Annotated in this window: 21 protein-coding genes; 7 read left to right on the forward strand and 14 right to left on the reverse strand. The window is 61.6% G+C overall.

Features of this window, described 5'->3' with window-relative positions:
- Positions 1-24: 24 nt before the first annotated feature.
- Together ACFQ95_RS24065 and ACFQ95_RS24070 are read left to right on the forward strand one after the other, a co-directional pair.
- Positions 25-1,089 (forward strand): aldo/keto reductase, encoded by a 1,065-nt coding sequence (locus tag ACFQ95_RS24065; RefSeq protein WP_422835193.1) that lies wholly within the window; start codon positions 25-27, stop codon positions 1,087-1,089.
- A gap of 208 nt (positions 1,090-1,297) precedes the next feature.
- The gene (locus ACFQ95_RS24070; protein ID WP_422835195.1) at positions 1,298-1,789 is read left to right on the forward strand and encodes an aminoacyl-tRNA deacylase; all 492 of its coding nucleotides are present in this window, start codon (positions 1,298-1,300) and stop codon (positions 1,787-1,789) included.
- A 9-nt stretch (positions 1,790-1,798) separates the two neighbouring features.
- Here ACFQ95_RS24070 and ACFQ95_RS24075 read toward each other — a convergent pair whose 3' ends face one another.
- Positions 1,799-2,767: a GlxA family transcriptional regulator gene (locus tag ACFQ95_RS24075; RefSeq protein WP_422835197.1), complete on the reverse strand. Its 969-nt coding sequence runs from the start codon at positions 2,765-2,767 to the stop codon at positions 1,799-1,801.
- A 91-nt stretch (positions 2,768-2,858) separates the two neighbouring features.
- Here ACFQ95_RS24075 and ACFQ95_RS24080 point away from each other — a divergent pair, with 91 nt between their 5' ends.
- Together ACFQ95_RS24080 and ACFQ95_RS24085 are read left to right on the forward strand one after the other, a co-directional pair.
- Complete coding sequence (locus tag ACFQ95_RS24080; RefSeq protein ID WP_422835198.1) at positions 2,859-3,641, forward strand: MBL fold metallo-hydrolase; 783 nt, start codon at positions 2,859-2,861, stop codon at positions 3,639-3,641.
- A 222-nt stretch (positions 3,642-3,863) separates the two neighbouring features.
- Positions 3,864-6,314 (forward strand): glucose/quinate/shikimate family membrane-bound PQQ-dependent dehydrogenase, encoded by a 2,451-nt coding sequence (locus ACFQ95_RS24085; protein ID WP_422835200.1) that lies wholly within the window; start codon positions 3,864-3,866, stop codon positions 6,312-6,314.
- A gap of 38 nt (positions 6,315-6,352) precedes the next feature.
- Here ACFQ95_RS24085 and ACFQ95_RS24090 read toward each other — a convergent pair whose 3' ends face one another.
- On the reverse strand, positions 6,353-6,979 hold the full coding sequence (locus tag ACFQ95_RS24090) for a pyridoxamine 5'-phosphate oxidase family protein (RefSeq protein WP_422835202.1): 627 nt from the start codon (positions 6,977-6,979) through the stop codon (positions 6,353-6,355).
- Between the two features lie 115 nt (positions 6,980-7,094).
- Here ACFQ95_RS24090 and ACFQ95_RS24095 point away from each other — a divergent pair, with 115 nt between their 5' ends.
- Positions 7,095-8,012, forward strand: a complete 918-nt coding sequence (locus tag ACFQ95_RS24095; protein WP_422835204.1) for a LysR substrate-binding domain-containing protein — start codon at positions 7,095-7,097, stop codon at positions 8,010-8,012.
- 280 nt (positions 8,013-8,292) lie between these two features.
- On the opposite strand, the gene ACFQ95_RS24100 is transcribed toward ACFQ95_RS24095, so the two are convergent.
- From ACFQ95_RS24100 to ACFQ95_RS24130, 7 genes are all read right to left on the reverse strand, one after another.
- The gene (locus ACFQ95_RS24100; RefSeq protein ID WP_422835205.1) at positions 8,293-8,634 is read right to left on the reverse strand and encodes a copper-binding protein; all 342 of its coding nucleotides are present in this window, start codon (positions 8,632-8,634) and stop codon (positions 8,293-8,295) included.
- Complete coding sequence (locus ACFQ95_RS24105) at positions 8,631-9,098, reverse strand: DUF411 domain-containing protein (RefSeq protein ID WP_422835207.1); 468 nt, start codon at positions 9,096-9,098, stop codon at positions 8,631-8,633. Before ACFQ95_RS24105 ends, ACFQ95_RS24100 begins: the two co-directional genes overlap by 4 nt.
- On the reverse strand, positions 9,095-9,589 hold the full coding sequence (locus tag ACFQ95_RS24110) for a cupredoxin domain-containing protein (RefSeq protein WP_422835209.1): 495 nt from the start codon (positions 9,587-9,589) through the stop codon (positions 9,095-9,097). The genes ACFQ95_RS24105 and ACFQ95_RS24110 overlap by 4 nt, the downstream gene beginning before the upstream one ends.
- Before the next feature lie 17 nt (positions 9,590-9,606).
- On the reverse strand, positions 9,607-10,974 hold the full coding sequence (locus ACFQ95_RS24115) for a multicopper oxidase family protein (protein ID WP_422835211.1): 1,368 nt from the start codon (positions 10,972-10,974) through the stop codon (positions 9,607-9,609).
- A 9-nt stretch (positions 10,975-10,983) separates the two neighbouring features.
- Complete coding sequence (locus tag ACFQ95_RS24120; RefSeq protein WP_422835213.1) at positions 10,984-12,387, reverse strand: TolC family protein; 1,404 nt, start codon at positions 12,385-12,387, stop codon at positions 10,984-10,986.
- A 451-nt stretch (positions 12,388-12,838) separates the two neighbouring features.
- Positions 12,839-13,345, reverse strand: coding sequence for a hypothetical protein (locus tag ACFQ95_RS24125; RefSeq protein WP_422835215.1), 507 nt, complete (start codon positions 13,343-13,345; stop codon positions 12,839-12,841).
- A 324-nt stretch (positions 13,346-13,669) separates the two neighbouring features.
- Positions 13,670-14,152, reverse strand: coding sequence for a GreA/GreB family elongation factor (locus ACFQ95_RS24130; RefSeq protein ID WP_422835217.1), 483 nt, complete (start codon positions 14,150-14,152; stop codon positions 13,670-13,672).
- Positions 14,153-14,405: 253 nt separating this feature from the next.
- Between ACFQ95_RS24130 and ACFQ95_RS24135 the strand changes: the two genes are divergently transcribed.
- Positions 14,406-15,608: an ammonium transporter gene (locus tag ACFQ95_RS24135; RefSeq protein WP_422835219.1), complete on the forward strand. Its 1,203-nt coding sequence runs from the start codon at positions 14,406-14,408 to the stop codon at positions 15,606-15,608.
- A gap of 31 nt (positions 15,609-15,639) precedes the next feature.
- On the opposite strand, the gene ACFQ95_RS24140 is transcribed toward ACFQ95_RS24135, so the two are convergent.
- On the reverse strand, positions 15,640-16,008 hold the full coding sequence (locus tag ACFQ95_RS24140) for a DUF1428 domain-containing protein (protein ID WP_422835221.1): 369 nt from the start codon (positions 16,006-16,008) through the stop codon (positions 15,640-15,642).
- A 146-nt stretch (positions 16,009-16,154) separates the two neighbouring features.
- A complete protein-coding gene (locus ACFQ95_RS24145; RefSeq protein WP_422835223.1) occupies positions 16,155-16,997 on the reverse strand; it encodes a dienelactone hydrolase family protein in 843 nt (280 codons plus the stop codon).
- Between the two features lie 536 nt (positions 16,998-17,533).
- Here ACFQ95_RS24145 and ACFQ95_RS24150 point away from each other — a divergent pair.
- The gene (locus tag ACFQ95_RS24150; RefSeq protein WP_422835225.1) at positions 17,534-17,743 is read left to right on the forward strand and encodes a hypothetical protein; all 210 of its coding nucleotides are present in this window, start codon (positions 17,534-17,536) and stop codon (positions 17,741-17,743) included.
- Between the two features lie 618 nt (positions 17,744-18,361).
- Here ACFQ95_RS24150 and ACFQ95_RS24155 read toward each other — a convergent pair.
- The 3 genes from ACFQ95_RS24155 to ACFQ95_RS24165 form a co-directional block, all read right to left on the reverse strand.
- Positions 18,362-18,769 (reverse strand): GFA family protein, encoded by a 408-nt coding sequence (locus ACFQ95_RS24155; RefSeq protein ID WP_422835227.1) that lies wholly within the window; start codon positions 18,767-18,769, stop codon positions 18,362-18,364.
- Between the two features lie 203 nt (positions 18,770-18,972).
- Positions 18,973-20,730, reverse strand: a complete 1,758-nt coding sequence (locus ACFQ95_RS24160; RefSeq protein ID WP_422835229.1) for a cytochrome c biogenesis protein DipZ — start codon at positions 20,728-20,730, stop codon at positions 18,973-18,975.
- 36 nt (positions 20,731-20,766) lie between these two features.
- Positions 20,767-21,635 (reverse strand): alpha/beta fold hydrolase (locus ACFQ95_RS24165; RefSeq protein ID WP_422835231.1); only part of this gene is annotated, 869 nt, incomplete at its 5' end.

Consider the following 21,635-nt stretch of genomic DNA (forward strand, 5'->3'; position numbering starts at 1 on the left):
CGGTCTTTCTGTATGGGAGAGTTTATGAATCAAGTTCAGTTGGGCCATAGCGAGCTGCGCGTGACGCCGATCTGCCTGGGCACCATGACGTTTGGCGAGCAAGTCGATGAGGCGACCTCGCACAGCATTCTGAGCCGCTCGTTGGAGCGCGGCGTGAACTTCATCGACACGGCCGAGATGTATTCCGTGCCGGCACGCGCCGAAACCTTTGGCGCCACCGAGACCATCATCGGCAACTGGTTCGCCAAGAACCCCGGTGCCCGCGAGAAGCTGGTGGTTGCGAGCAAGGTGGCCGGCCCGGCGCGCGGCATGCCCTGGGTGCGCAACGGCAGTGCTGATTTGACCGGCGCCGAAATCACCGCCGCCTGTGAAGACAGCCTGAAGCGTCTGCAAACCGATGTCATCGACCTGTACCAGATCCACTGGCCCGCACGCCATGTGCCGGCTTTTGGCAATGTGTATTTCGACCCCGAAAAAGACCTGCCCGTGGCGCCTATCCACGAGCAGCTGGACGCCATGGCGCGCCTGATCAAGGCCGGCAAGATCCGCGCTGTGGGCCTGTCCAACGAAACGCCTTACGGCGTGCACGAGTTTGTGCGCCTGGCCGAACAACATGGCCTGCCACGTGTGGCCACCGTGCAGAACCCGTATTGCCTGGTGAACCGCACCGTGGAAAACGGTTTGGATGAAACCATGTACCGCCTGGGTGTGTCGCTGCTGGCGTACTCGCCGCTGGGCTTTGGTTTGCTGACCGGCAAATACGATGCCTCGGGCACCACCGGCCCGGACGCGCCGCAGGGCGCGCGGATCGCGCGTTATGAATCGGTGCGCAAACAACGCTGGGGCCGCAACGAGGCACTTGTCGCCGCGCGCCGCTACAACGCGCTGGCGCGTGCCCATGGTTTGACGCCAACCCAACTGGCGCTGGCCTTCTGCTATACCAAGTGGCAAGTGGCCAGCACCATCATTGGCGTGACCACGGTGGCGCAGTTGGACGAGGATCTGGACGTTTGGGGTACCACGCTGTCGGCCGAAGTACTGGCCGAGATCGACAAGATCCGCTGGGAGCTGCGCGACCCCGCGCAGTAACTGGCAACCCCCCAGGCTTGCCCACTGCGTGTGGCCGCCAACCCCCCTGCTGGGGGCGGCCCCTACGGCCCGGCGAAGCCGGTTCCGTGGGGCCCCATGATTGGGGCCGCCACTGCAGTGCGTTTTGATTTATGGGGCGCTATGTTTTATGTAGCTTCTTGCGTTTATCTAGTGAGCGCTGGGGCTTTATTTCCTTATAAGTCTTGCCATGGCCAGCAAAGCGCATATTTCTGAAACGCCTGCGACGCAGTTGTTGCGGGCGCAGAAGATTGCCTTCACCGAGCACAGTTATGCGTACTTGGAGCACGGCGGGGCGCAGCACAGTGCCGAGGTGCTGGGGTTTGACCCGTTCACTGTGGTGAAGACACTGGTGATGCAAGACCAGGCGGCCAAGCCGTTGATCGTTTTGATGCATGGCAACCGCAAGGTGTCGACCAAGAACCTGGCGCGGCAGATAGGCGCCAAGTCGGTCGAGCCCTGCCTGCCGGAAGTGGCCAACCGACACAGCGGCTACATGGTGGGCGGCACCTCGCCGTTTGCCACACGCAAGACCATGCCGGTGTTCATAGAAGAAACCATACTCGCGCTGCCGCGTATCCTGATCAATGGCGGGCGGCGCGGCTACCTGGTCGGGATTGACCCGCAGGTGTGTGTGCAACTGCTGGAAGCCAAGCCGGTGCAGTGTGGCCTGCCCTTGTAGCCACTGGATTCAGTAGCGTGCAAAGCGCTGCCGGTACGCTGCCGGCGTGAGACCTGTCAGTTCTTTGAACATCCTGCGCATATTGGAGTCGCTACTGAAGCCAAGCTCGGCGCTGATGGTGCTGATGGGGGCCGAAGTCAGGGTGATACGTTCACCCACCTGCGCCAGTTTGATGTGGCGTGTATAACGGCCCGCCGGGACACCCGCAGCGCTTTCGACCTTGCGTGCCAGTGTGCGTTCGGACATGCCCAAGGTCTGCGCCATCTTCTGCAGGGTGATGTGCTCCGCGGGCAGTTTCTCAATCAGGGCGTGTATTCGCCGTAGCAGTGGGTTGGGTTGCGCCATGAGGCTGATGGCCTGAAAAACCTGGTGCGGCTGTGTCGGGCGCGGCAACACCATCAGTTTGGTGAGGTCGTGCAATACCTCGGCGCTGAGGTGTTTCTCTATCAGCGATTGGGCGATAGGCAGATAACCGTTGACGCCACTGGCGGTTGCGATGCGCTCACTGAAGATGCTGTTTTTCTCGCTCTGCCATTGCACCTTGGGGTATTGCTTGCGCAACAAGTCCGCCAGCCACCAGGTGACGGTGGCCGGCTGGCCGTTGAGGGCGCCACTCGCGGCGGCCAAACAAACGCCCGCGCAGTAACTCCATAACTGGCAGCGCCGGCCAAGCCCTTTCAGGCTGGCCAGGAGCTCGGTGTTGGCGGACAAGGTGGTTGCCACATGTTGCGGCGACTCGGCCCAGAAACCCGGGATCAGGACGGCGTCGAACATACGATCGCTGACGGCATGTGTGGCTTGCAAAACCACACCGTGCGCACAGGCCACCGGGCCGCTGCGCTGCGCCACAAACTGCATTTCAAAGAGGACTTGTCCCGTTCGCCGGTTGGCGCCATGCAGCAGGTCGGCAAACGCCAGCAGCCCGGCTGGCATACAGCCGGGGAAGAGGACAAGGCCAATGCGAAGTGTGCTGGGCATGGCAGTAAATGAATTGATTGTGTCTGATTCTGCCATTTTGACGGCCGCTGCAGATGCATACGATGAGCCCCAACCCGAGGAGAGTTTCATCGTGAGAATTCAGCAGATCCGTAACGCCACCATCATTCTTGAGCTGGGCCCACATCGCGTCCTGGTCGATCCCATGCTGGCGCGCAAAGACGCATTGCCACCGCTGCGCTTGTTTTCCGCACGGCAGAGAAATCCGCTGGTCGAGCTGCCGCATGCGGCCGAACAGGCGCTTGCGGCCGTGACCCATTGCCTGATCACGCATTGCCAGAAAGGGCACTTTGATCATTTGGACAATGCCGGCAAACGCTGGTTGAGAGAGCGCCAGATTCCGGTCATCTGCACGCCGCATGACGCCTCTTATCTGGCGCAGCGCGGCATCAATGTGCAGCCCTTGCCCCACGACCATGCGGCGCCAAGCCCTTTCCTGGGCGGCCGGATTCGCACGCTGCGCTGCACCCATGGGGCGGGCGTGATCGGCCGGCTGATGGAGCATGGTGTGGGTTACCTGATAGAACTGCCCGGTGAGCCCAGCCTTTATCTGGCGGGTGACACGGTGCTGACGCCCGCGCTGCGTGACTTCGTGTTGCAGCATCAGCCGCAGGTCAGTGTTGTGCCTGCCGGCGGCGCACGCTTTGATCTCGGCGGCGAGGTCATCATGGGCGTGGATGATGTGCTCGGCTTCACCCGGCTGTGCCGGGGTACCGTTGTGGCCAACCACCTGGAAGCCATCAGCCATTGCCCGGTCACGCGTGAAGGCTTGACCCGTGCGGCCGCCGAGGCCGGCATTCTGCAGCGCTTGCGGATTCCAGAGGACGGGCAGGTGCTGGACTTGGGGCGCTGCTGAGCGATGGGCCGGCGGGGGTGCGGTTGGTGGGGTGAGCGGCTTGCCACCGGGGCAGGGCAAAAGCCATGGCCCGCCAAAGGTTGCGCACGCCCATAGGCGCGGTGGGGCGCAAACGGAGTAAGGTGCAGGGGCAGGCCGCATCAGGAATGCGGCCGGCGACAGCGATTTGTGCCTGCGCCTATCCATACTTGAAATGCAGTGGTTCAAGGAGGACGACTGAAAATGAACACCCGCTTGAAGACCCCCTCAGCCACCTCCCATGCAGCCTTTGCCGCAGCAGGAACGGCCACGCGATTAGGCTGGGCCTATAGGCTGGTGGCCGCGCTCGTCGCGCTGTTCGGCCTCTACTTTCTGGGCCTTGGCGCTTATCTGGTGACACTCGGCGGTAGCCCCTACTTTGCCGTTGCGGGTGTGAGCATGTTGCTGGCCGGCGGGCTGTTGTGGCGTGGGCAGGCGGCAGGCGCATGGCTTTATGCGGCCATGCTGCTGGCCAGTGTCGCCTGGGCCGTGGCCGATGCCGGCTGGGTGTTCTGGCCGCTGTTCTCGCGCTTGTTTGCCCTCGGTGTGCTGGGCCTGTTGCTGGCCTTGGTGTATCCGGCGTTGCCGCGCGTCACGGGCCGCAGTGCCTGGGGTTTGTCAGCGCTGTTGGCGGTGGTTCTGGCCGTAGCCTTCGGCGCCATGTTTGTGCCGCACGCCCCGGTAGCCAATGGCAACGGGCCCGGATTGACGCCGGTGGACGCCGCCCGGGCGCAGAAGAACTGGCAACACTACGGCAACACCAATGGCGGCAGCCGCTTCGCCGCACTCGACCAGATCCAGCGCGCCAATGTCGGCAAACTGGAAGTGGCCTGGACCTACCACACGGGTGACCTGGCCGTGAGTGATGGCAATGGTGCTGAAGACCAGATGACCCCGCTGCAGGTGGGTGACAAGGTGTTCATCTGCACGCCGCACAACAACCTGATGGCGCTGGATGCCGACACCGGCAAGCAACTCTGGCGGCGCGACATCAATGCCAAATCGACCGTGTGGCAACGTTGCCGCGGCTTGGCGTACTTTGACGCCACGCTGCCGTTGGACCAGCCCACGGCCGCCGGCGCCACACCCGTGCCCAGTGCCACCCCGCCTGCGGGGGCCAACTGCCAGCGCCGCTTGTTGACCAACACCATTGATGCGCGCCTGATCGCCGTCGACGCCGACACTGGCGCGTTCTGCCAGGGTTTTGGGCAGAACGGCCAGGTCGACCTGAAGGCGGGCCTGGGCGACGCACCCGATCCGTTTTATCAACTGACCTCGCCCCCCTTGATGGCGGGTACCACGGTGGTGGTGGGCGGCCGTGTGGCCGATAACGTGCAGGCCGACATGCCCGGTGGGGTGATACGTGGTTTTGACGTGCTCACTGGCGCCATGCGCTGGGCCTTTGATCCTGGCAATCCTGATGACAAGCAGGCCCCCGCAGCCGGCAAGACCTATGTGCGCAGCACGCCGAATGCGTGGGCGCCCATGTCATACGATGCGGCCTTGAACACGGTCTACCTGCCCATGGGCAGCCCGTCGACCGACATCTACGGCGTGGAGCGCACCGCGCTGAACCACAAGTACGGCGCCTCCATCCTGGCCTTGGACGCCAGCACCGGCGCCGAAAAGTGGGTTTACCAAACGGTGCACAACGACCTGTGGGACTTTGACCTTCCCATGCAGCCCAGCTTCATAGACTTCACCAAAGCCGATGGTGCCAGCGTGCCCGCGCTGGTGGTGGGCACCAAGGCCGGCCAGCTCTACGTGCTGGACCGCGCCACCGGGCAGCCGTTGACCGAGGTGCAGAACGTGCCGGTGAACAAGGCCAATATCCCCAACGAACCCTATGCGGCGACACAACCCAAGTCGGTGGGCATGCCGCAGATTGGCGCCCAGCACCTGAGCGAATCCGACATGTGGGGGGCCACGCCGTTCGACCAGCTGCTGTGCCGCATCGCCTTCAAGAAGATGCGCTACGACGGCCTGTACACCGCGCCCGGCACCGATGTGTCGCTGAGCTTTCCCGGCTCCTTGGGCGGCATGAACTGGGGTGGCATTTCCACCGATCCGGTGCACGGCTTCATCTTCGTCAACGACATGCGGCTGGGCCTGTGGATTCAGATGATTCCGTCGAGCAACAAGGCCGGCGCATCGGCTGGCGGCGAAGCGGTCAACACCGGCATGGGTGCCGTGCCGCTCAAGGGCACACCTTATGCGGTCAACAAGAACCGCTTCCTGTCGGTGGCCGGGATTCCTTGCCAGGCGCCGCCTTTTGGCACGCTGTCGGCGATAGACATGAAGACACGCCAGATCGCCTGGCAGGTGCCTGTGGGCACGGTGCGCGACACCGGGCCGCTGGGCATCAAGATGCACCTGCCGATTCCCATAGGCATGCCCACGCTGGGCGGCACACTGTCCACACAAGGTGGCCTGGTGTTTATTGCGGGCACACAAGACTACTATCTGCGCGCCTTTGACAGCAGCAACGGCCAAGAGCTGTGGAAGGGCCGTTTGCCGGTGGGCAGCCAGGGCGGGCCCATGACCTACCAGTCGCCGAAAACCGGCCGCCAATACGTGGTGGTGACGGCTGGCGGTGCACGCCAGTCGCCCGACCGTGGTGACTATGTGATCGCCTATGCGTTGAAGCCGAACTGAGGCAAGGCTGAACAAGGCTCAGGCGGCGCAGACCATGCTTAGTTTTGCGCTGCGGCCAGCTGTGCTCGCAGCGCCGCGTTTTCCGCCTCCATGGCGCTCAGTTTCTCGCGCAGCGGGCCCACGGCGGCGCTGATTTCTTCTTCGGTGAAGCGCGGTGTGATGTGTTGCGGGCAGTTCCAATCAAAGGCCTCCAGCTTCACGCGGAAGATGCGTTCCAGCTTGGCCTTGTAGCCGGGCACGGTGACCAGTTCGGTCAGCGCCGGGTCGGCGTCCAGCGCCACTTCTTCGACGCGCGCAAAAATCTTCAGGCGTGTGCGGCCGGCGTAGTCCATCAAGAACAGGCTGGCGCGGTTGTCGGCCGCGAGGTTGCCCTTGCTGATGTATTGCCGGTTGCCACGGTAGTCGGCAAACGCCAGCGTCTGGTCGTCCACCATCTTCAAAAAGCCGCGCGGCCCACCACGGTGCTGCAGGTAGGGCCAGCCGGTTTCCGACACCGTGGCCATGTAGAAGCTGTCGCGCGCGGCAATAAAGGCGGCCTCGTTTCGCGTGAACCGGTCGAACTCGCGGTGGCCTTTGAAGTCTTGCCACAGGTGGTCGGCGCCCATCGAAGCTTGCGCGGCTTGCACGCTGGGGGTGACGGCAATATCCAAAAATCCGTAGGCCATGGTCTTCTCCAATCAGTGGTTTAAGAAGTTGATGGCTGAATGGTGCGCCTTTCCAGTTAATTTGATAATTCGTTAAATTCGGCAATATCTCTATCAAAAAATGGAAAGGTGGCCTATGGACCGTTTGGAAGCCATGGCGATGCTGGTGACGGTTACCGAGGCGGGCAGCCTTTCCGCTGCGGCGCGCGCCCTGCAGGTGCCGCTGGCCACACTCAGCCGCAAAATCACCGACCTCGAAGCCCGGCTCGGTGCGCGTTTGTTGATCCGCACCACACGCAAGCTCACCCTGACCGATGCCGGCGTGACCTACCTCGCCTCGGCCCGCCGCATCCTAGAGCAGGTGGAAGAGGCCGAGCGCACGGCCGCTGGTGAATTCACCGTGCCCAAGGGTGAGTTAGTGATCACCGCGCCCCTGATGCTCGGCCGCTTACACGTGTTGCCCGTGGTCGCCGAGTTTTTGGCAGCGTTCCCCGAAATCCATGTGCGCCTGGTGCTGGCCGACCGCAACGTCAACCTGGTTGACGACCACGTCGACATGGCCGTGCGCATCGGCCGGCTGCCCGACAGCGCCATGGTCGCCACGGCCGTCGGCAGCATGCGCTTGGTAAGCTGTGCGAGTCCCGCGTTGCTGGCAGCATTGGGTGAGCCGTTGGAACCTGCGGATCTGCTGCGTTTTCCGTGTGTAACGGTTGATGTCTTGCAGACCTCATCCACCTGGCGCTTTCGCCATCCAGAATCCGGCGCCGCCGTTGACGTGCACCTGCAGCCGCGCCTGGCCGTGACCACGACAGAAGCAGCGGTAGACGCGGCCGGCCTGTCCGTGGGCGTGGCGCGCCTGATGCATTACCAGGTGGTTGATGCACTCCAGCGCGGCAAACTGAAAACCATTTTGCAGGCCTACGAGCCCGAGCCCTCACCCGTGAGCCTGGTACACGCTTCGCGCGGCCAGATGCCGCTGAAGATGCGGAGGTTTCTGGACTTTGCCGCGCCTAGGTTGCGGGATGCGATTGCGGGCGTGGCTTCTTTTGGATGACGTCCCCAGACTTACGCGGGCAGTGACTGCTTAGGTGTTGGAGAAATGTCTCAGAAGGGCCGCAAGCGCCGGTACAGGCTGCTCCAAAGCCGTTGTTCAATTTTTACTGTTAAGCAGAACTTGATTCTTTAAGACACGTCACGTCAGCGAAACAGCTGAGTCAAGTGACATCACTTGTTTGTCAATTGCATAGAGGCGCAGCCTGAGCTGGCTTTCCGCCCGAGTTAAATCCCAAAGCTATAGGCTTTCAGCTCGCAAAGAAGATGGCTTCGCCCGGTCTTTATCTGGCAACTCTTATCGCGGTGATGGTGAATGCACCGTTGAGCTTCTCTGCCGTGAATTTGACTTTGTCGCCTTCGTTGATGCCCAACAATAATTTTGCGTCAGCTGTTTTGAACACCATGGTCATCGCTGGCATGTCTAAGTTTTGAAGCGGGCCGTGCCGAAGCGTTATCTTGCCCTGGTCCAGGTCGATTTTGCGGACCTCGCCGTCGCTCAGTGGCTCGTTGACAGTTGTTGTCGAGCCTGTGGATGGGGTTGGCTCGCTCCCCGGCGTTGTTTGCGCATGTGAAGCAAGGACGACAGCCATCGCAGCGGCAGCAAGGATTTGGGGAAGTGTCATGGCATGGTCCTAGAGGGTTGGGGGTAGCGAGCAAAGACGGTTGCACCACCGCGCTTGTCGATGAGCAGTACCTCGTAAGATTCCTGGCGGTCATCGACCTCCATGCCGGGTGAGCCTATGGGCATGCCAGGCACCGCGATGCCAATTGCCGTGGGCTTCAAAGCTAAAAGACGTTTGACCTCGGCGGCGGGTACGTGTCCTTCCACCAAATACCCGTTGACCAGGGCGGTATGACAGCTGCCAAACTTTTCCGGCAACCCATATTGCTTGCGTGTGTCAGTCGTGTTGACCACCTCGGTCACCTTGGTGGCAAAGCCAGCAGCCTTCAAGTGGTCGACCCAAGCCGCGCAGCAAGCGCATCCTGCATTCTTGTAGACATGTATCTGCGGCAAGGATGGTTTGGCTCGCGGCGACAGGCTGGTTCCTGCGATGCAGGCGGCCGAGAGAAGTTGCCGGCGCTTCATTTGACCGTCACCTTGCCGACCATGCCGGCTTCAAAGTGGCCCGGGATGAGGCAGGCGAACTGAAACTCACCTGCCTTGGTGAACTGCCAGACAACCTCTCCGCTGGCTCCTGGCTTCACGTGTGCCATGTACGGCTCGGCGTGCTCCATTTCCGGGAACTTTCTCATCATCTCCGCGTGCTTTTTCAGCTCGTCCGGCGTGCCGATGACCATCTCATGGAGCACCTGCCCTTTGTTGCTGGCCACAATTTTGACGGTCTCTCCGCGCTTGACGGTAATGTCTGCTGGCGTAAACCGCATGGAGTCGGCCATGTCGAGGCGAATGGTTCGAGTCGCCTTGGCTGGGTCACCCTCACGACCAAAAGCCGTGTCCTCGACCTTGGTGGCATCGAATTTTCGAGGCTTTGCCGCATGGTCTTCACTGCCGTGTGCAAAGACACCCGAGGCTGCGATGGCCGCCGCAAGTGCCAGGATGGAAGATTTGGTATTCATGGAATTGAACTCCTTGGTTAATGGTTATGCCCGCCGGTTGGCTTGCGGACGTTGAGGGTGGCTTTGTCGGGTTTCGCGCTGGGCACCCGCGTCGGTGGTGTGGCCTGGCCGGAATACTCATATGCGACGGTGCCTTGCGGGTGCTTGAACCAGCCAGGGTCGCTGTAGTCGCCGGACTTCACGTCGTCACGGACTTTGACAACACTGAACATGCCGCCCATCTCAAGTGGCCCAAAAGGGCCCATGCCCGTCATCATCGGCAAAGTGTTATCTGGCAGGGGCATTTCCATAGCGCCCATGTCCGCCATCCCCTTGTCACCCATCACCATGTAGTCAGGGACAAGCTTGGAGATGCGTTCGGCCACGCCACGATGGTCGACACCAATCATGTTGGGTACATCGTGCCCCATGGCATTCATCGTGTGATGGGACTTGTGGCAGTGGATGGCCCAATCGCCGGCCAACGCATCAAACTCGAAAGCACGCATTTGTCCCACCGCGATATCGGTCGTGACTTCGGGCCACCGCGCTGACGGAGGGACCCACCCGCCATCGGTTCCCGTGACCACGAAGTGGGGACCGTGCATGTGGATGGGGTGATTGGTCATGGTCAGGTTGCCGACCCGCACCCGCACCCTGTCTCCGGAGCGGGCGACCAGTGGGTCAATGCCCGGGAAGACGCGGCTGTTCCATGTCCAGAGGTTGAAGTCGGTCATTTCCGACGTCTTCGGGGTGGCGGCGCCCGGCTCGATGTCGTACGCAGCCAGCAGGAACACAAAGTCCCGGTCGACCTGCATTTGGCGCCGGTCTTTGGGATGGATGATGAACATGCCCATCATGCCCATCGCCATCTGCGTCATCTCATCGGCGTGCGGGTGGTACATGTGGGTGCCGGAGCGCAGCAACGTGAATTCGTAGACGAAGGTTTTGCCAGGTGGAATGTGCGGTTGGGTCATCCCCCCGACACCATCCATACCCGACGGGAGCAAGATGCCGTGCCAGTGGACCGTGGTGTGTTCGGGCAGCTTGTTGGTGACGAAGATGCGGACGCGGTCGCCTTCGACGGCCTCAATCGTGGGGCCCGGGCTGGAGCCGTTGTAGCCCCACAAATGGGCCTTCATGCCGGGTGCAAACTCGCGCACAACGGGTTCGGCAACCAGGTGAAATTCCTTGATGCCGTTCTGCATGCGCCAGGGAAGCGTCCAGCCATTGAGTGTGGCCACAGGGTTGTAGGGCCGGCCATTGGGTGGCACAAGTGGGGCCTGCATGGTGGAGGACGTTTGGTAAACCGCCTCAGGCAATGAAGCCGCACCTACGCGGCTCACGGCCGTCGCGCCCAAAGCCGCAGCACCTGCTGCTCTAAAAAATTGACGTCTATTGGACATTGATTTCTTTCAGTGACCGCCGCTTGATGCGGACGAGCCAGCCGATGAGGATGAGGACATGGCGCTGCCAGTGCCGGGAGAGCGTCCCGTCAGCGCTGTTTGCAGGTTGGTCTGCGCCACCCAGAAGTCACGCAGTGCTTCGAGGTAGCCGGTGACGCTGGTGACCTGGTCACGAGAATCGGCCAACAGCTCGAAGACACCGATGAGCATCCCGTTGTAGCGCAGAAGGTTTTCTTCAGAGATGCGTTTTCTCAGCGGAACGACTTCGTCACGGTAGTGCCTGGCCAAGTCGAAGCTGGTGCGGTAGGCTGCGTAGGATTCGCGAACCTCAGAGCGTGCATCGATTGCGACTTGGGCCGTGCGATGCACGGCCTGCATGTAGGTCGCCTCGGCGCGCGCCACTCTCGTCGCACCAAAATCGAACAGTGGCAGCGCCAATTCGATTTCGTAGCCGTTGGCGCGAGGTTCACCACTCACACTTTTGTTCTGGTAGCCGACTTCCAGGACATTGATGAGGCTTGTGGTTTTGGTCAGGCCTAGCGACTTGGCTGTGTGTTCCGTCGCACGTTTGGCCATTTGCACGTCAAGGCGCGTGAGCAGCGCCGTCTGCTCTGCGTCCTTCGGCTCTATGGGCTGCTGGGGAAGTTCCGGCAGTCTGTCGGGCAACATGAACGTCTGAGTGCCCGACAAGCCGAGCAATCTGCTCAGCCTCTCGCGCGCAACCACCGCTAGGTACTGAGCGCGGGCCAGTTGAGATGTGGCGTCGGCATAAAAAGCCTGCTCGCGCATCTGGGCGAGCTTGTTGAAATTGCCTGCCCGGACCATCCGGCGTGCGAGTTCATTGGACGCGTCTGCAGCCTCTTTCACCTGTAGGTAGTAGGTCACCAACTCTTGTGCGGCGACGGCGCTGAAAAAGGCTTTTCGTGTTTCTGCCGCCAGGCCAACAGCCTCATGGGCCACTTGCAGTTGGACCTGGGCGAAACGACGCTGCTCGATGTCGGATGCGATAGGCAGCGTCAACAGGCCCAAGATGTCGAACATGACAGCACGGTCGATTTCGACGATGCCACCAGCTTCGCGCAGGCGACCAAAACTGAATGTCGGATTTCTAAGGCGACCGGCGCGAACCAGCTCCGCCTCGGCAATACCGAGTTCGCTAAAACTGGCCTGCAGGCCTCGGTTGTTCAGGAAAGCGAGTTCTACGGCGCTATCCGACGTCAGCGGTTGCCTTACCAGTTCAGAGACGCGGGTTCGAGCGTTATCGATTTGGTTTTCAGTCCGTTGATAGACCGGCTTTTGTCCAACTCTTTCTCGTGTCATCTCGGCCACCCGGGCGGAACCACCATCCGGAGAGAACGAGGCACACCCCGCCAGCGTGAGCGCGGCCACGGCAACGACGGTGATACGCTTCATTGTTGACCTCCGCGCATTGGATGGGCGCCATGCGGCGATGTGGCGGGCATGGCCGAGCTCGGTTCTATGGCACCTTTGGAAGGGGGCGTTGGCGCAGCCTGTCCAGCAGCGTGGCCACTTGTTTTTAGACCGGCCTCGCGAACGGTGTCGTTGACCGTTCGCCAATCACCCGCCTTCATTTCTTGCCATGGCTTGTAATCAGCGAAAGCGGATTGATAGGCCAGCGCCGGGTAAGGTGCGTCAGGGGCGGCCGGGTCGCTGCGCCCGGCCAGGGCTGTTGCAACCCACGGTATGCACAGTGCCGCAGCGGGCACTAGCCGCAGGAATCGTTTTGTCATTGTTGAAGTCCATGTGAACCATTGGGTCGGCATAGCCGACACAGGAGACGCTCGCATCGACCGCAATGCGGACGCACGAGCCCCTTCAGACCTCCCGTGGAGGTCGAAATGGGTCAGATGGTTCGTGGAGGGCGCTCTTGCCCGTCCGAGATGTGGCTCGGCGACAAGGCGGCGGGGTCGCTGTGTTTGACTTGAGCGAGGTCTAATGGCTCGTTAAGTGCGGGCGCGTTGCTCACCAGAAGGGTCAGCCCGCAAAATGCGGAGCACATATTGCACTTGCTCGTTGCACCGTGGTCTTGCCAACCATGAAGGTCGGCGTCACTTACGTCTTTCGTCGACTCATGCTCGTGGCCGCCGGCGCCATGGGAATGTTCCATGTTGACGGTCATTTCCTCATGGCCAATAGTGCCATCACCAACGGAGAGTTCAGTCAAGCCGCTTGGAGAAGAAACACCGCAAAGCATTGCCGCCGCCAGCGCGCCGCGAATCGGGAGCAGCAAAGCAAGAAGTAGCAGGAAGAAGATACGCCAGCGGTTCACGATGAGCTTTTTAGAGACTTTGGAAAAGACGATAACCGACGTCCGAAGAAATGGTAAACCTTGCCGCAATGGCAAGGTCAAGGGTATTCGACAGAAATATTTTTTGTGAATTGTTGGCTGATACACGCCGTGAATGAGGAAGCTCGCCAGGGCTGGCTTAGGCGGTCCTCAGAGTTCTCCCAACATGCACAGCACTGTCGTACAGGTTGAGACGAGTCAGGCATGTGCGACGTGCAGCCGGTCGCCTTAGGTCGCCTCTTATGAGCCAGGCAGCTTGGTAATAAGCAATGAGATAGAAGCAATGAGATAGGGAACCGCTTCGAATGACGGCTGCTGGCCAGCAGAAGTCTAGGCTCCAGGCACGTTTATTGACCTCGGCCAGTTCGACGGTGGCGTGCTTGCGGCTTAATGAACTCGCAGCACTTCAAACTGCTGCCGGATCGGAGCGACCTGTATCCACACCTCATCACCCTCACATTTGCCCAGCATGGCCCTGCCCAAAGGCGCTTCGCTGCTGATGACCTGCACGAGTTGAGTGCCGCAGAGCAATTTCATGCTGCCCCCATCCGGCCCGAGAAAGAGTAGTTGCTGCTGGTCGTCGGAATCGACCAGGCAGACCAGCGCGCCCAGCTGTATGCCTTTGCTGGGGTCGTAGGGGCGCGGGCGGAATTGGCGCCAATGGGCCATGGCCTGGCGGATGCCTTCGGCGCGCCGCGCCTGGCCGGTGGCCAAGTAGGCAGCTTCGAGTCCCAATGTGTCGTATTTGTTTTCGGCGATGTTTTCTTCGTGCGTCGCCGTTTCATGCGCCTCCCTCACGGCCTGTTCGGCTTGCAGCAGGTCTTCGGCGAGCCGTTCCAGCACCTGCTGCTGCAGCAAGAATTTATCCATGATGAAAGGTCGGCATCTCGAAAGCGGGGGAAGGTCTGGATTATGAAGGGCACCACCAGGCTTAGACCTAGAAGGCATTTCCTTCTTCGTCGCCATGTCGCCTGGTGGTGCGTCACGCACCACGACGACGCGAAAATCACTAAGAAGCAGCGCCCTATTCACAGTCGGCTTGGTTTTTGCTTGTCTTTGGTGCGACAAGCACATATTCCGTGCGTCGCACCAAGACAAGGCTTACTGATTCTCGACTTTGACCATGGATGCACTAAAACAGGGCGCAGACGCGCTATTCATACTTCTCGGCGGCATTCTGGTGCTGGCCATGCATGCGGGCTTTGCCTTTCTCGAACTGGGCACGGTGCGCAAGAAGAACCAGGTGAATGCGCTGGTCAAGATTCTGGCCGACCTGTCGGTGTCGACGGTGGTGTATTTCCTGGTCGGCTATGGCGTGGCCTATGGCGCACACTTTCTGGTCGGCGCCCAGGAGCTGGCGCAGTTCCACGGCTACGGGCTGGTGAAGTTCTTCTTTCTGCTGACCTTTGCGGCGGCCATCCCGGCCATCATCTCCGGCGGCATTGCCGAGCGCGCGCGTTTCGGTCCGCAACTCATCGCCACGGCGGTGATCGTGGGCCTGATTTATCCCGCCTTCGAGGGTGTGGCCTGGAACCAGCAACTGGGTGTGCAGGCCGCGCTGCTGCGCTGGACCGGGGCGGAGTTCCACGACTTTGCCGGCTCCGTGGTGGTGCATGCCATGGGCGGCTGGCTGGCACTGCCGGCCGTGCTGCTGCTGGGGGCGCGACGCAACCGCTACCGCAAGGACGGCGCGGTATCGGCCCATCCGCCGTCGAATATTCCCTTCCTCGCGCTGGGCGCCTGGATACTGATTGTTGGCTGGTTCGGCTTCAACGTGATGAGCGCGCAGACGCTGGACAAACTCTCGGGCCTGGTGGCCGTGAATTCGCTGATGGCCATGGCCGGCGGCACGCTGGCCGCGCTGGCACTGGGCCGTAATGACCCGGGCTTTGTGCACAACGGTCCGCTGGCCGGGTTGGTGGCCGTCTGCGCCGGGTCGGACATCATGCATCCGCTGGCCGCGCTGCTGGTGGGCGCGGTGGCGGCGGTGATCTTCGTGCAGATGTTCACGCTGACGCAGAACCGCTGGCAAATTGACGACGTGTTGGGCGTGTGGCCCTTGCACGGCCTGTGCGGCGCCTGGGGTGGCATAGCCGCAGGCATCTTTGGCCACCAGGCGCTGGGCGGCATGGGCGGCGTGAGTTTCTGGGCCCAACTGGCCGGCACGCTGCTCGGTGTGGCCTGGGCGCTGGTCGGGGGGCTTGTGGTCTACGGCACGCTGCGCAAGGTGATGGGCCTGCGTTTGTCGCAGGAGGAAGAGTTCGAGGGCGCCGATCTGTCCATCCACCGCATAGGCTCCACACCGGAGCGCGAGGTGAACTGGTAGGCGGGCGCCCAGGGACGCTGCGTCCCGCCGCTCAAGCCTTCACTTCGACCACTTGTTCGAAGCCGCCGAAGATCATGCGTTTACCGTCGAAAGGCATGGGCGGGTTGCCGGGGGCGGACGGATCCATGCGCGGGTCTTCCATCATCTTCTTCATGGCGGCGTCGCGTGTGGCCTTGTCCGGCCATTCAACCCATGAAAATGCCACGGTCTCTTCGGCCGTGGCCTGCACTGCACGCCGGAAATCGGTGACCTTGCCATCGGGGACGTCGTCGCCCCAGCCTTCGATCACACGGATGGCGCCAAGCTCAAGGAAGATCGGGTCGAGCTTGCGCGCATGCTCGATAAATTTCTGCTTGTTGGCGCTGGGAACGGCGATCACGAAACCATCGATGTAGGACATATCTTCACTCCTGTGAGGTTGAGCGGTGAGCGCCAGCCTGAGGGCGTCTTGTCATCTTCCGACGATGGGCCGCACGCCAAATCGAGATCGCCCGCAATGCCCGGGTGCCGCAGCACCCGGTCGGGCTCAGCAGTGAATGGCGAGGATCAGGCCAAGCCGCTGCTGAGTGTCGCCAGCAGGCGCGTCCAGGCGCGCTCAGACTGGGCCGCGTCGTAGACCCGTGTGTCGGGCGGGCACCAGCCGTGGGCTGCGGGGTAGACCTCCACTTCGGCGCCCAGCTTCGCGCTCTCGAGTGCGCTGCGCAGCGTGTTTTTGTCCTCGGGCTGTTTGGTGTCGTCGTTCTCGGCAATCGCAATCAGATAACGCGCCTTGGTCTGGCCTACCAGCTTGTGCGGGCTGTCGGGTGCTGCCGTCACCATGGCGGCGCCATGGAAGGTACCGACCGCACCCACGCGGTCTGGCGCGACTGTGGCCGTGCGCACCGCAATCGGCCCGCCCATGCAATAACCCGTAGTACCCAGTTTTTTCGTCTTGTCGACCTCGGCCTGGGCGTCGAGCCAGGCCACAAAGGTCTTGCCGTCGCTCAGGTGCATGGCTGGTGTCAGGGCCTGCATCAGCGGCATCACTTCGGCGATCGGCGTCTGGCCGCCCTGCGCAGCGGTGGGCGCCTTCTTCTGGCGGTAGAAAGGGTTTACCACCAGCACGCTGTAGCCCGATTCGGCCAGCCGCTTGCCCATCTGCCGGAAGGCCGGGCGCAGGCCAAACACATCCGGCCACACCAGCACGCCGGGGGCCGAGCCCGAGGCGGGGGCGACATAGTAGGCATCGCAGACGCCGTCCGGCGTGGTGATGCTCACCTCGCGCTCGGTCACGGCTGCCGCGTTGGCCACACTGGGCAACACCGTCAGCAGACCGGCAGATGCCGCCCACGCGCCGAAGTCACGGCGGGTGTACTTGTTGAGTTCTTCCTGGTCATTCAGATCACACATGGTTGCTTCACCTTAATCGGATCAAATCGGAATGCAGCTTATGCCATGAATTGGGACGACCGGCAAGAATCACTGTTGCGGGGCTAGGGTAGCCTACGTCACGGCTATGGCCAGCCAAGTCCAGGCCTGATTGCACGAGCGGATCGTGGGAGGCGGTACTGGAGACGAATGGGCGCGCAAAGGGGCGCATACCTGGGACCAAAGACGCCGTTCGCTGTTCTGCAGCCGAAAGTGCGTTGCCATCAAAAATTTTGCCGCCACCGATTTCTGCACCGATACCTGCAGGGATACCTGGCTTCGCCAACCGCTTGCTCAAGGCCTGTTGTTATGCATGCGTAGGGTTTAACTGCAAAACAATGTTCAGCAGGTTGAAGAACTCCAATGCAGCGCTTCCTCGTCCTGGTCGAATTCGATGCCATGGGCATGCCTCGCAGCAACCTGGCCATAGATGAGTGCAGAGTTGACAGTTGAGTCACGTTTCGCCGGCGCTTTGGAGCGACCATGGCAGCCATGGCAATCGACAACGAGAGGTCGTGATGACAGCTATCGACAAGAAGGAATGTGGCCTGTCCAAGAGCGCTTGCGCTGACGGCAGCAGCCTGTGGGCAAGGTTGATTGGCTTGGGTCTGGAAACTCCGGGGCATGGTGATGCAGCCCGCGACGTGCCCTTGGTCCTGCTGAAGGCGGGCGCCACAACATGTGGCTTTGCGCTGCTGAACGCCGTATTGTTTGTGGCGCTGCGATAGCGCTTATTTCTAGCCACTTGGGCTTCAAGGTTTTTGCGGAACTCTTGCAGGCCGTGTGCTGTTCGTCCCGTAAGCCAGCGTTCAATTGGTATGTCGGGGTTGAAAAAGAAGCCGTTCGCAAGGGCCACCGAGGCCATCCCCCGGCATCCACGCCGCCAGCGCATGCTCAACGCAAAAGTGGTTGGTTACAAAGTTAGTAACTCAATCGTGAAAAAAAGTCTGTGATCAATTGAAACTGATTGTTGCCCGTGTGAAGTAGTTCCGTGAAAGATTATGCAAGCCTACGACACTTGAGGCAAAGAACCACCTGTCGGGAAATACCATGTTGAAACTAACTCTGAATATCGCCTCCTTGCTCGCCGCCGCCGTTCTGTTGACCGTCCTAGGCGGAGGCAATGACATTGACGCCGCGGCAGAGATCGAAATCAGTGGCATGCCAGCGGCTTCCCATCCAGGAAACAAACTACGGCAGGACGAAACACTGCCCAGCCTCTCTCGGTCTGAGACTGCCAGGACATAGGCGTGTGCTGTGCGAAGGCAAAAGCCGCCTCAATGGGGGCTGGGTTTGGGCTTAGCCAGGCATGTCTTCCGCAAGGGTGGCGGTTGTGACCTCGCCCATTAAGGGCGTTCATCATGTTGAGGAGTTTGGTCAGAAATCTCGTACCACTCGGCCTTCGAACCGACGAAGATATGCGCCGAAACTTTTGTCTCTAACGGCGTATCCAGGGTGCCTATGCGCACCCGAACCGCTTCGGGTGTGTTGTCGCGCTTGCCTATGATTGGCGACCCACAAATGCTGCAAAACACACGCTGAACTCCCGAATCCGTTCTGTAGCTGCGCAGTGATTCCTGTCCCTTGATGATGTGAAAGTCCGAGGCCGCTACTGCAGCAACGGCTGCAAAAGCCGAGCCATTGGCCTTTCGGCAGCGCGAGCAGTGGCAATAAACACCGGGGCCAAGCGAACCCGTGATTTCATACTTCACTGCCCCGCATAAGCAGCCACCTTTGTGCATTTGATTTTCCATAAAGCTAACGGTTTGAGATGAGAGTAGCGGCAGACTTCTGCCTTCGCGCGTCCTTGGTTTCCGGCTGGAAGTCGTTTGGACCGGCTGAAGCCTAACCGCATTTAGCTCCCGATGTGGTCGCCAGTCATTCGCAAAAGCGCACGCTACATGTTCGACGTAGCGGCAGCTTGGGCCTAGATGCAAGACTTGCCCCTAACGCGAGGTTATCCGAAGGTAAAGGCGTATGCCCTTGCCCCGGGATCGAGGAACTGGATCTGCACCGTGCGCGCCTTCACGACCGCACTCTGGCGCACCAGTTGGTAGAGGCGGGTGGCATCCAGCACTCCGTAGCCATCGGCGTCCACGTCCGTGCCGTGATGTGATCCGGGAGGCTGGCCATCCAGCGTCAGGTGAAACCGCAGCGCTTGGCCGGATGCCGTTCCCAGCACCAGGTTTGCGTCGCGGGCTTGGAAGCGCAGCGCCAGGCTGTTGCCCGCCTGTTGGGCCTCGACGAATTCCGGTTTCTGTGTCCAGTTGCCCGTGAGCGACCAGGTGTTGAGTTGCAGCGCTGCGGGTGTGTCGTTGGCCGGCTTGTCGGGCGTCGCCCGGCCGGTGACGCTCAAGCCACTGCCTTTTTCGTAACCGAGGTAGATTTCCGGACTGCGCAGCGTGTTGGTATCGGCCGCCAGGCCAAGGCCCTGGGTGTCTGGTGCGAAGTTGGCTGGCACGCCCTGGGCGGCCGGTGCACCGGCTTCGCGCAACAAGTCTTCGATCACACGTTCGGCGGCAGCGTACCCGCCCTCGCCGAACTGGTGGTGCCGCACGCGGCCCTGCGAATCGACGAAATAGAGTGCGGGCCAATACTGGTTGTTGAAAGCGCGCCAGATGCGGAAGTTGTTGTCCAGCACAACGGGGTAGCTGATCTTCAGGTCCTGTAAGGCCCTTTTGACGTTGTCGGTGTTTTTCTCGAAGGCGAACTCGGGGGTGTGCACGCCCACAACCACAAGGCCACGGTCGGCATATTTTTGCGCCCAGGCTTTGACGTAGGGCAGGGTGCGAAGGCAGTTGACACAGGAGTAGGTCCAGAAATTCACCAACACCACTTTGCCGCGCAGCGCAGGACTGGCTGCTGCTGCCGTATTCAACCACTGTGTGCCGCCCTCCAGGCTGACGTGGTTGGATTCGATGGGCAACTGGCTAGGTCTGGGCGCGCCATCGTTGTCCTGTGGCCGGGCTTCGCGGCTGAGACCAAGCTCCGCAGCTTTGGCCTGCGGCATGACGCGTTGCAACAGGCCGGCTTCAACGCCTGCGCCAGCCTGGCCGGTGATGTTGGCCAGCACGCTGCTGTCCAGACCTGTGGCCACGGCCACGACGCTTGCGAGCATGAAGGCTCCGGCGACGCGGCGACCCACAACACCAGGCAGCAGCTTGGCCTTCAATGCCGCCAGAGACCTGGCGCTCAGCCGCAATGCCGCCCACAGCGCCACGGTGGCACCGCCAGCATAGGACAGCAGTAGCAGGGAGCTGTTGACGCTAGGGCCAGCGAGGGCTGCGCTGGCCAGAACCACGCCCAGTACCGGACCCGCGCAGGGCGACCAGATCAGGCCGGTGGCCACCCCCAGCAACACCGAGCTCAGCCAGGGGGTGCGGGTCTCGAAGCGCAGCAGCCACTCACCGGCGCGCACCAGAGGGCGGCTCCACCAGGTCGCCAGACCGGGAAGCAAAAGCGAGCCCGCGAACAGTGCGAGCATGACCAGTGCCACGCCGCGGCCGATCTGATTCAGCTGCGCGGCCCATGCTCCCGCGACCGCGCCCAAGGACGCCATGGCCGCGAACGTGATCGCCATGCCCACCAGCAGCGGCAGGTGAGCTTGCCGGAACGGGCGGTCATGGTGCGCAAACACAAAGGGCAGGACCGGCAGGATGCAGGGGCTGAGCAAGCTCAGCATGCCCGCGAGGAAGGCAACGATATAGAGGGCCATGGCGTCTCCAGCAAGTGTTTGAATCGGGCGGAGGGCTTAGAGCCGCGTGACGTCGATCACCGCCTGCGCAAAGGCCGCCGGGGCTTCTTGCGGCAGGTTGTGGCCAATGCCGCCGTTCAGGTCGCGGTGCTGGTATTTGCCCGTGAATTTTCTGGCGTAGGCGGCAGGCGCAGGATGGGGCGCGCCATTGGCGTCATCTTCCATGGTGATGCTGGGCACGCCGATGTTGGGTGCGGCCACCAGCCGCGCTTCCAGCGCGTTGAAGCGGGCTTCGCCTTCGACCAGGCCTATGCGCCAGCGGTAGTTGTGGACCACGATGGCCGCATGGTCGGGGTTCTCGAACGACTGAGCGCTGCGTTGGTAGGTGGCCTCGTCGAACTGCCACTTTGGCGAGGCCTGCTGCCAGATGAAGCGGTTGAAGGCCGCGGGGTTGGCGGCATAAGCATCGCGGCCGCGGTCGGTTGCGAAGTAGGACTGGTACCACCAGGCGAACTCGGCCGCAGGCGGCAGTGGTTTGGCAGTGGCCTGGGGATTGCCGATCAGGTAGCCGCTGACAGACACCAAGCCGGCCACACGTTCCGGCCAGATGGCGGCCATGATGCAGGCCGTGCGTGCACCCCAGTCGAAAGCGCCCAGCACCGCCTGGCGTATGCCCAGCGCGTCCATCAGCGCAATGATGTCCTGGGCGACGGCCGCTTGTTGGCCATTGCGCAGGCTGTCTGCCGATAAAAAGCGCGTTCCGCCATAACCACGCAAATAGGGCACGATCACCCGGTAGCCGGCCGCCGCCAGGCGTGGCGCGACGTCAACAAAGGCGTGGATGTCATACGGCCAGCCGTGCAGCAGGATGGCCACCGGACCCTGGGCCGGGCCAGCTTCCGCGTATTCGACGCCCAGGTCGCCCG

The sequence above is a fragment of the Variovorax sp. HJSM1_2 genome, assembly GCF_049316285.1.
Classification (GTDB): Bacteria; Pseudomonadota; Gammaproteobacteria; order Burkholderiales; family Burkholderiaceae_C; genus Rhodoferax_B.

Coding starts and splice junctions, on each gene's coding strand:
- ACFQ95_RS24135 (WP_422835219.1), top strand. CDS start 14,406: ATGGATGCACTAAAACAGGGCGCAGACGCGCTATTCATACTTCTCGGC.
- ACFQ95_RS24130 (WP_422835217.1), bottom strand. CDS start 14,152: ATGGATAAATTCTTGCTGCAGCAGCAGGTGCTGGAACGGCTCGCCGAA.
- ACFQ95_RS24110 (WP_422835209.1), bottom strand. CDS start 9,589: ATGAATACCAAATCTTCCATCCTGGCACTTGCGGCGGCCATCGCAGCC.
- ACFQ95_RS24075 (WP_422835197.1), bottom strand. CDS start 2,767: ATGCCCAGCACACTTCGCATTGGCCTTGTCCTCTTCCCCGGCTGTATG.
- ACFQ95_RS24100 (WP_422835205.1), bottom strand. CDS start 8,634: ATGACACTTCCCCAAATCCTTGCTGCCGCTGCGATGGCTGTCGTCCTT.
- ACFQ95_RS24155 (WP_422835227.1), bottom strand. CDS start 18,769: ATGGAAAATCAAATGCACAAAGGTGGCTGCTTATGCGGGGCAGTGAAG.
- ACFQ95_RS24150 (WP_422835225.1), top strand. CDS start 17,534: ATGACAGCTATCGACAAGAAGGAATGTGGCCTGTCCAAGAGCGCTTGC.
- ACFQ95_RS24160 (WP_422835229.1), bottom strand. CDS start 20,730: ATGGCCCTCTATATCGTTGCCTTCCTCGCGGGCATGCTGAGCTTGCTC.
- ACFQ95_RS24095 (WP_422835204.1), top strand. CDS start 7,095: ATGGACCGTTTGGAAGCCATGGCGATGCTGGTGACGGTTACCGAGGCG.
- ACFQ95_RS24105 (WP_422835207.1), bottom strand. CDS start 9,098: ATGAAGCGCCGGCAACTTCTCTCGGCCGCCTGCATCGCAGGAACCAGC.
- ACFQ95_RS24120 (WP_422835213.1), bottom strand. CDS start 12,387: ATGAAGCGTATCACCGTCGTTGCCGTGGCCGCGCTCACGCTGGCGGGG.
- ACFQ95_RS24085 (WP_422835200.1), top strand. CDS start 3,864: ATGAACACCCGCTTGAAGACCCCCTCAGCCACCTCCCATGCAGCCTTT.
- ACFQ95_RS24090 (WP_422835202.1), bottom strand. CDS start 6,979: ATGGCCTACGGATTTTTGGATATTGCCGTCACCCCCAGCGTGCAAGCC.
- ACFQ95_RS24115 (WP_422835211.1), bottom strand. CDS start 10,974: ATGTCCAATAGACGTCAATTTTTTAGAGCAGCAGGTGCTGCGGCTTTG.
- ACFQ95_RS24070 (WP_422835195.1), top strand. CDS start 1,298: ATGGCCAGCAAAGCGCATATTTCTGAAACGCCTGCGACGCAGTTGTTG.
- ACFQ95_RS24140 (WP_422835221.1), bottom strand. CDS start 16,008: ATGTCCTACATCGATGGTTTCGTGATCGCCGTTCCCAGCGCCAACAAG.
- ACFQ95_RS24065 (WP_422835193.1), top strand. CDS start 25: ATGAATCAAGTTCAGTTGGGCCATAGCGAGCTGCGCGTGACGCCGATC.
- ACFQ95_RS24145 (WP_422835223.1), bottom strand. CDS start 16,997: ATGTGTGATCTGAATGACCAGGAAGAACTCAACAAGTACACCCGCCGT.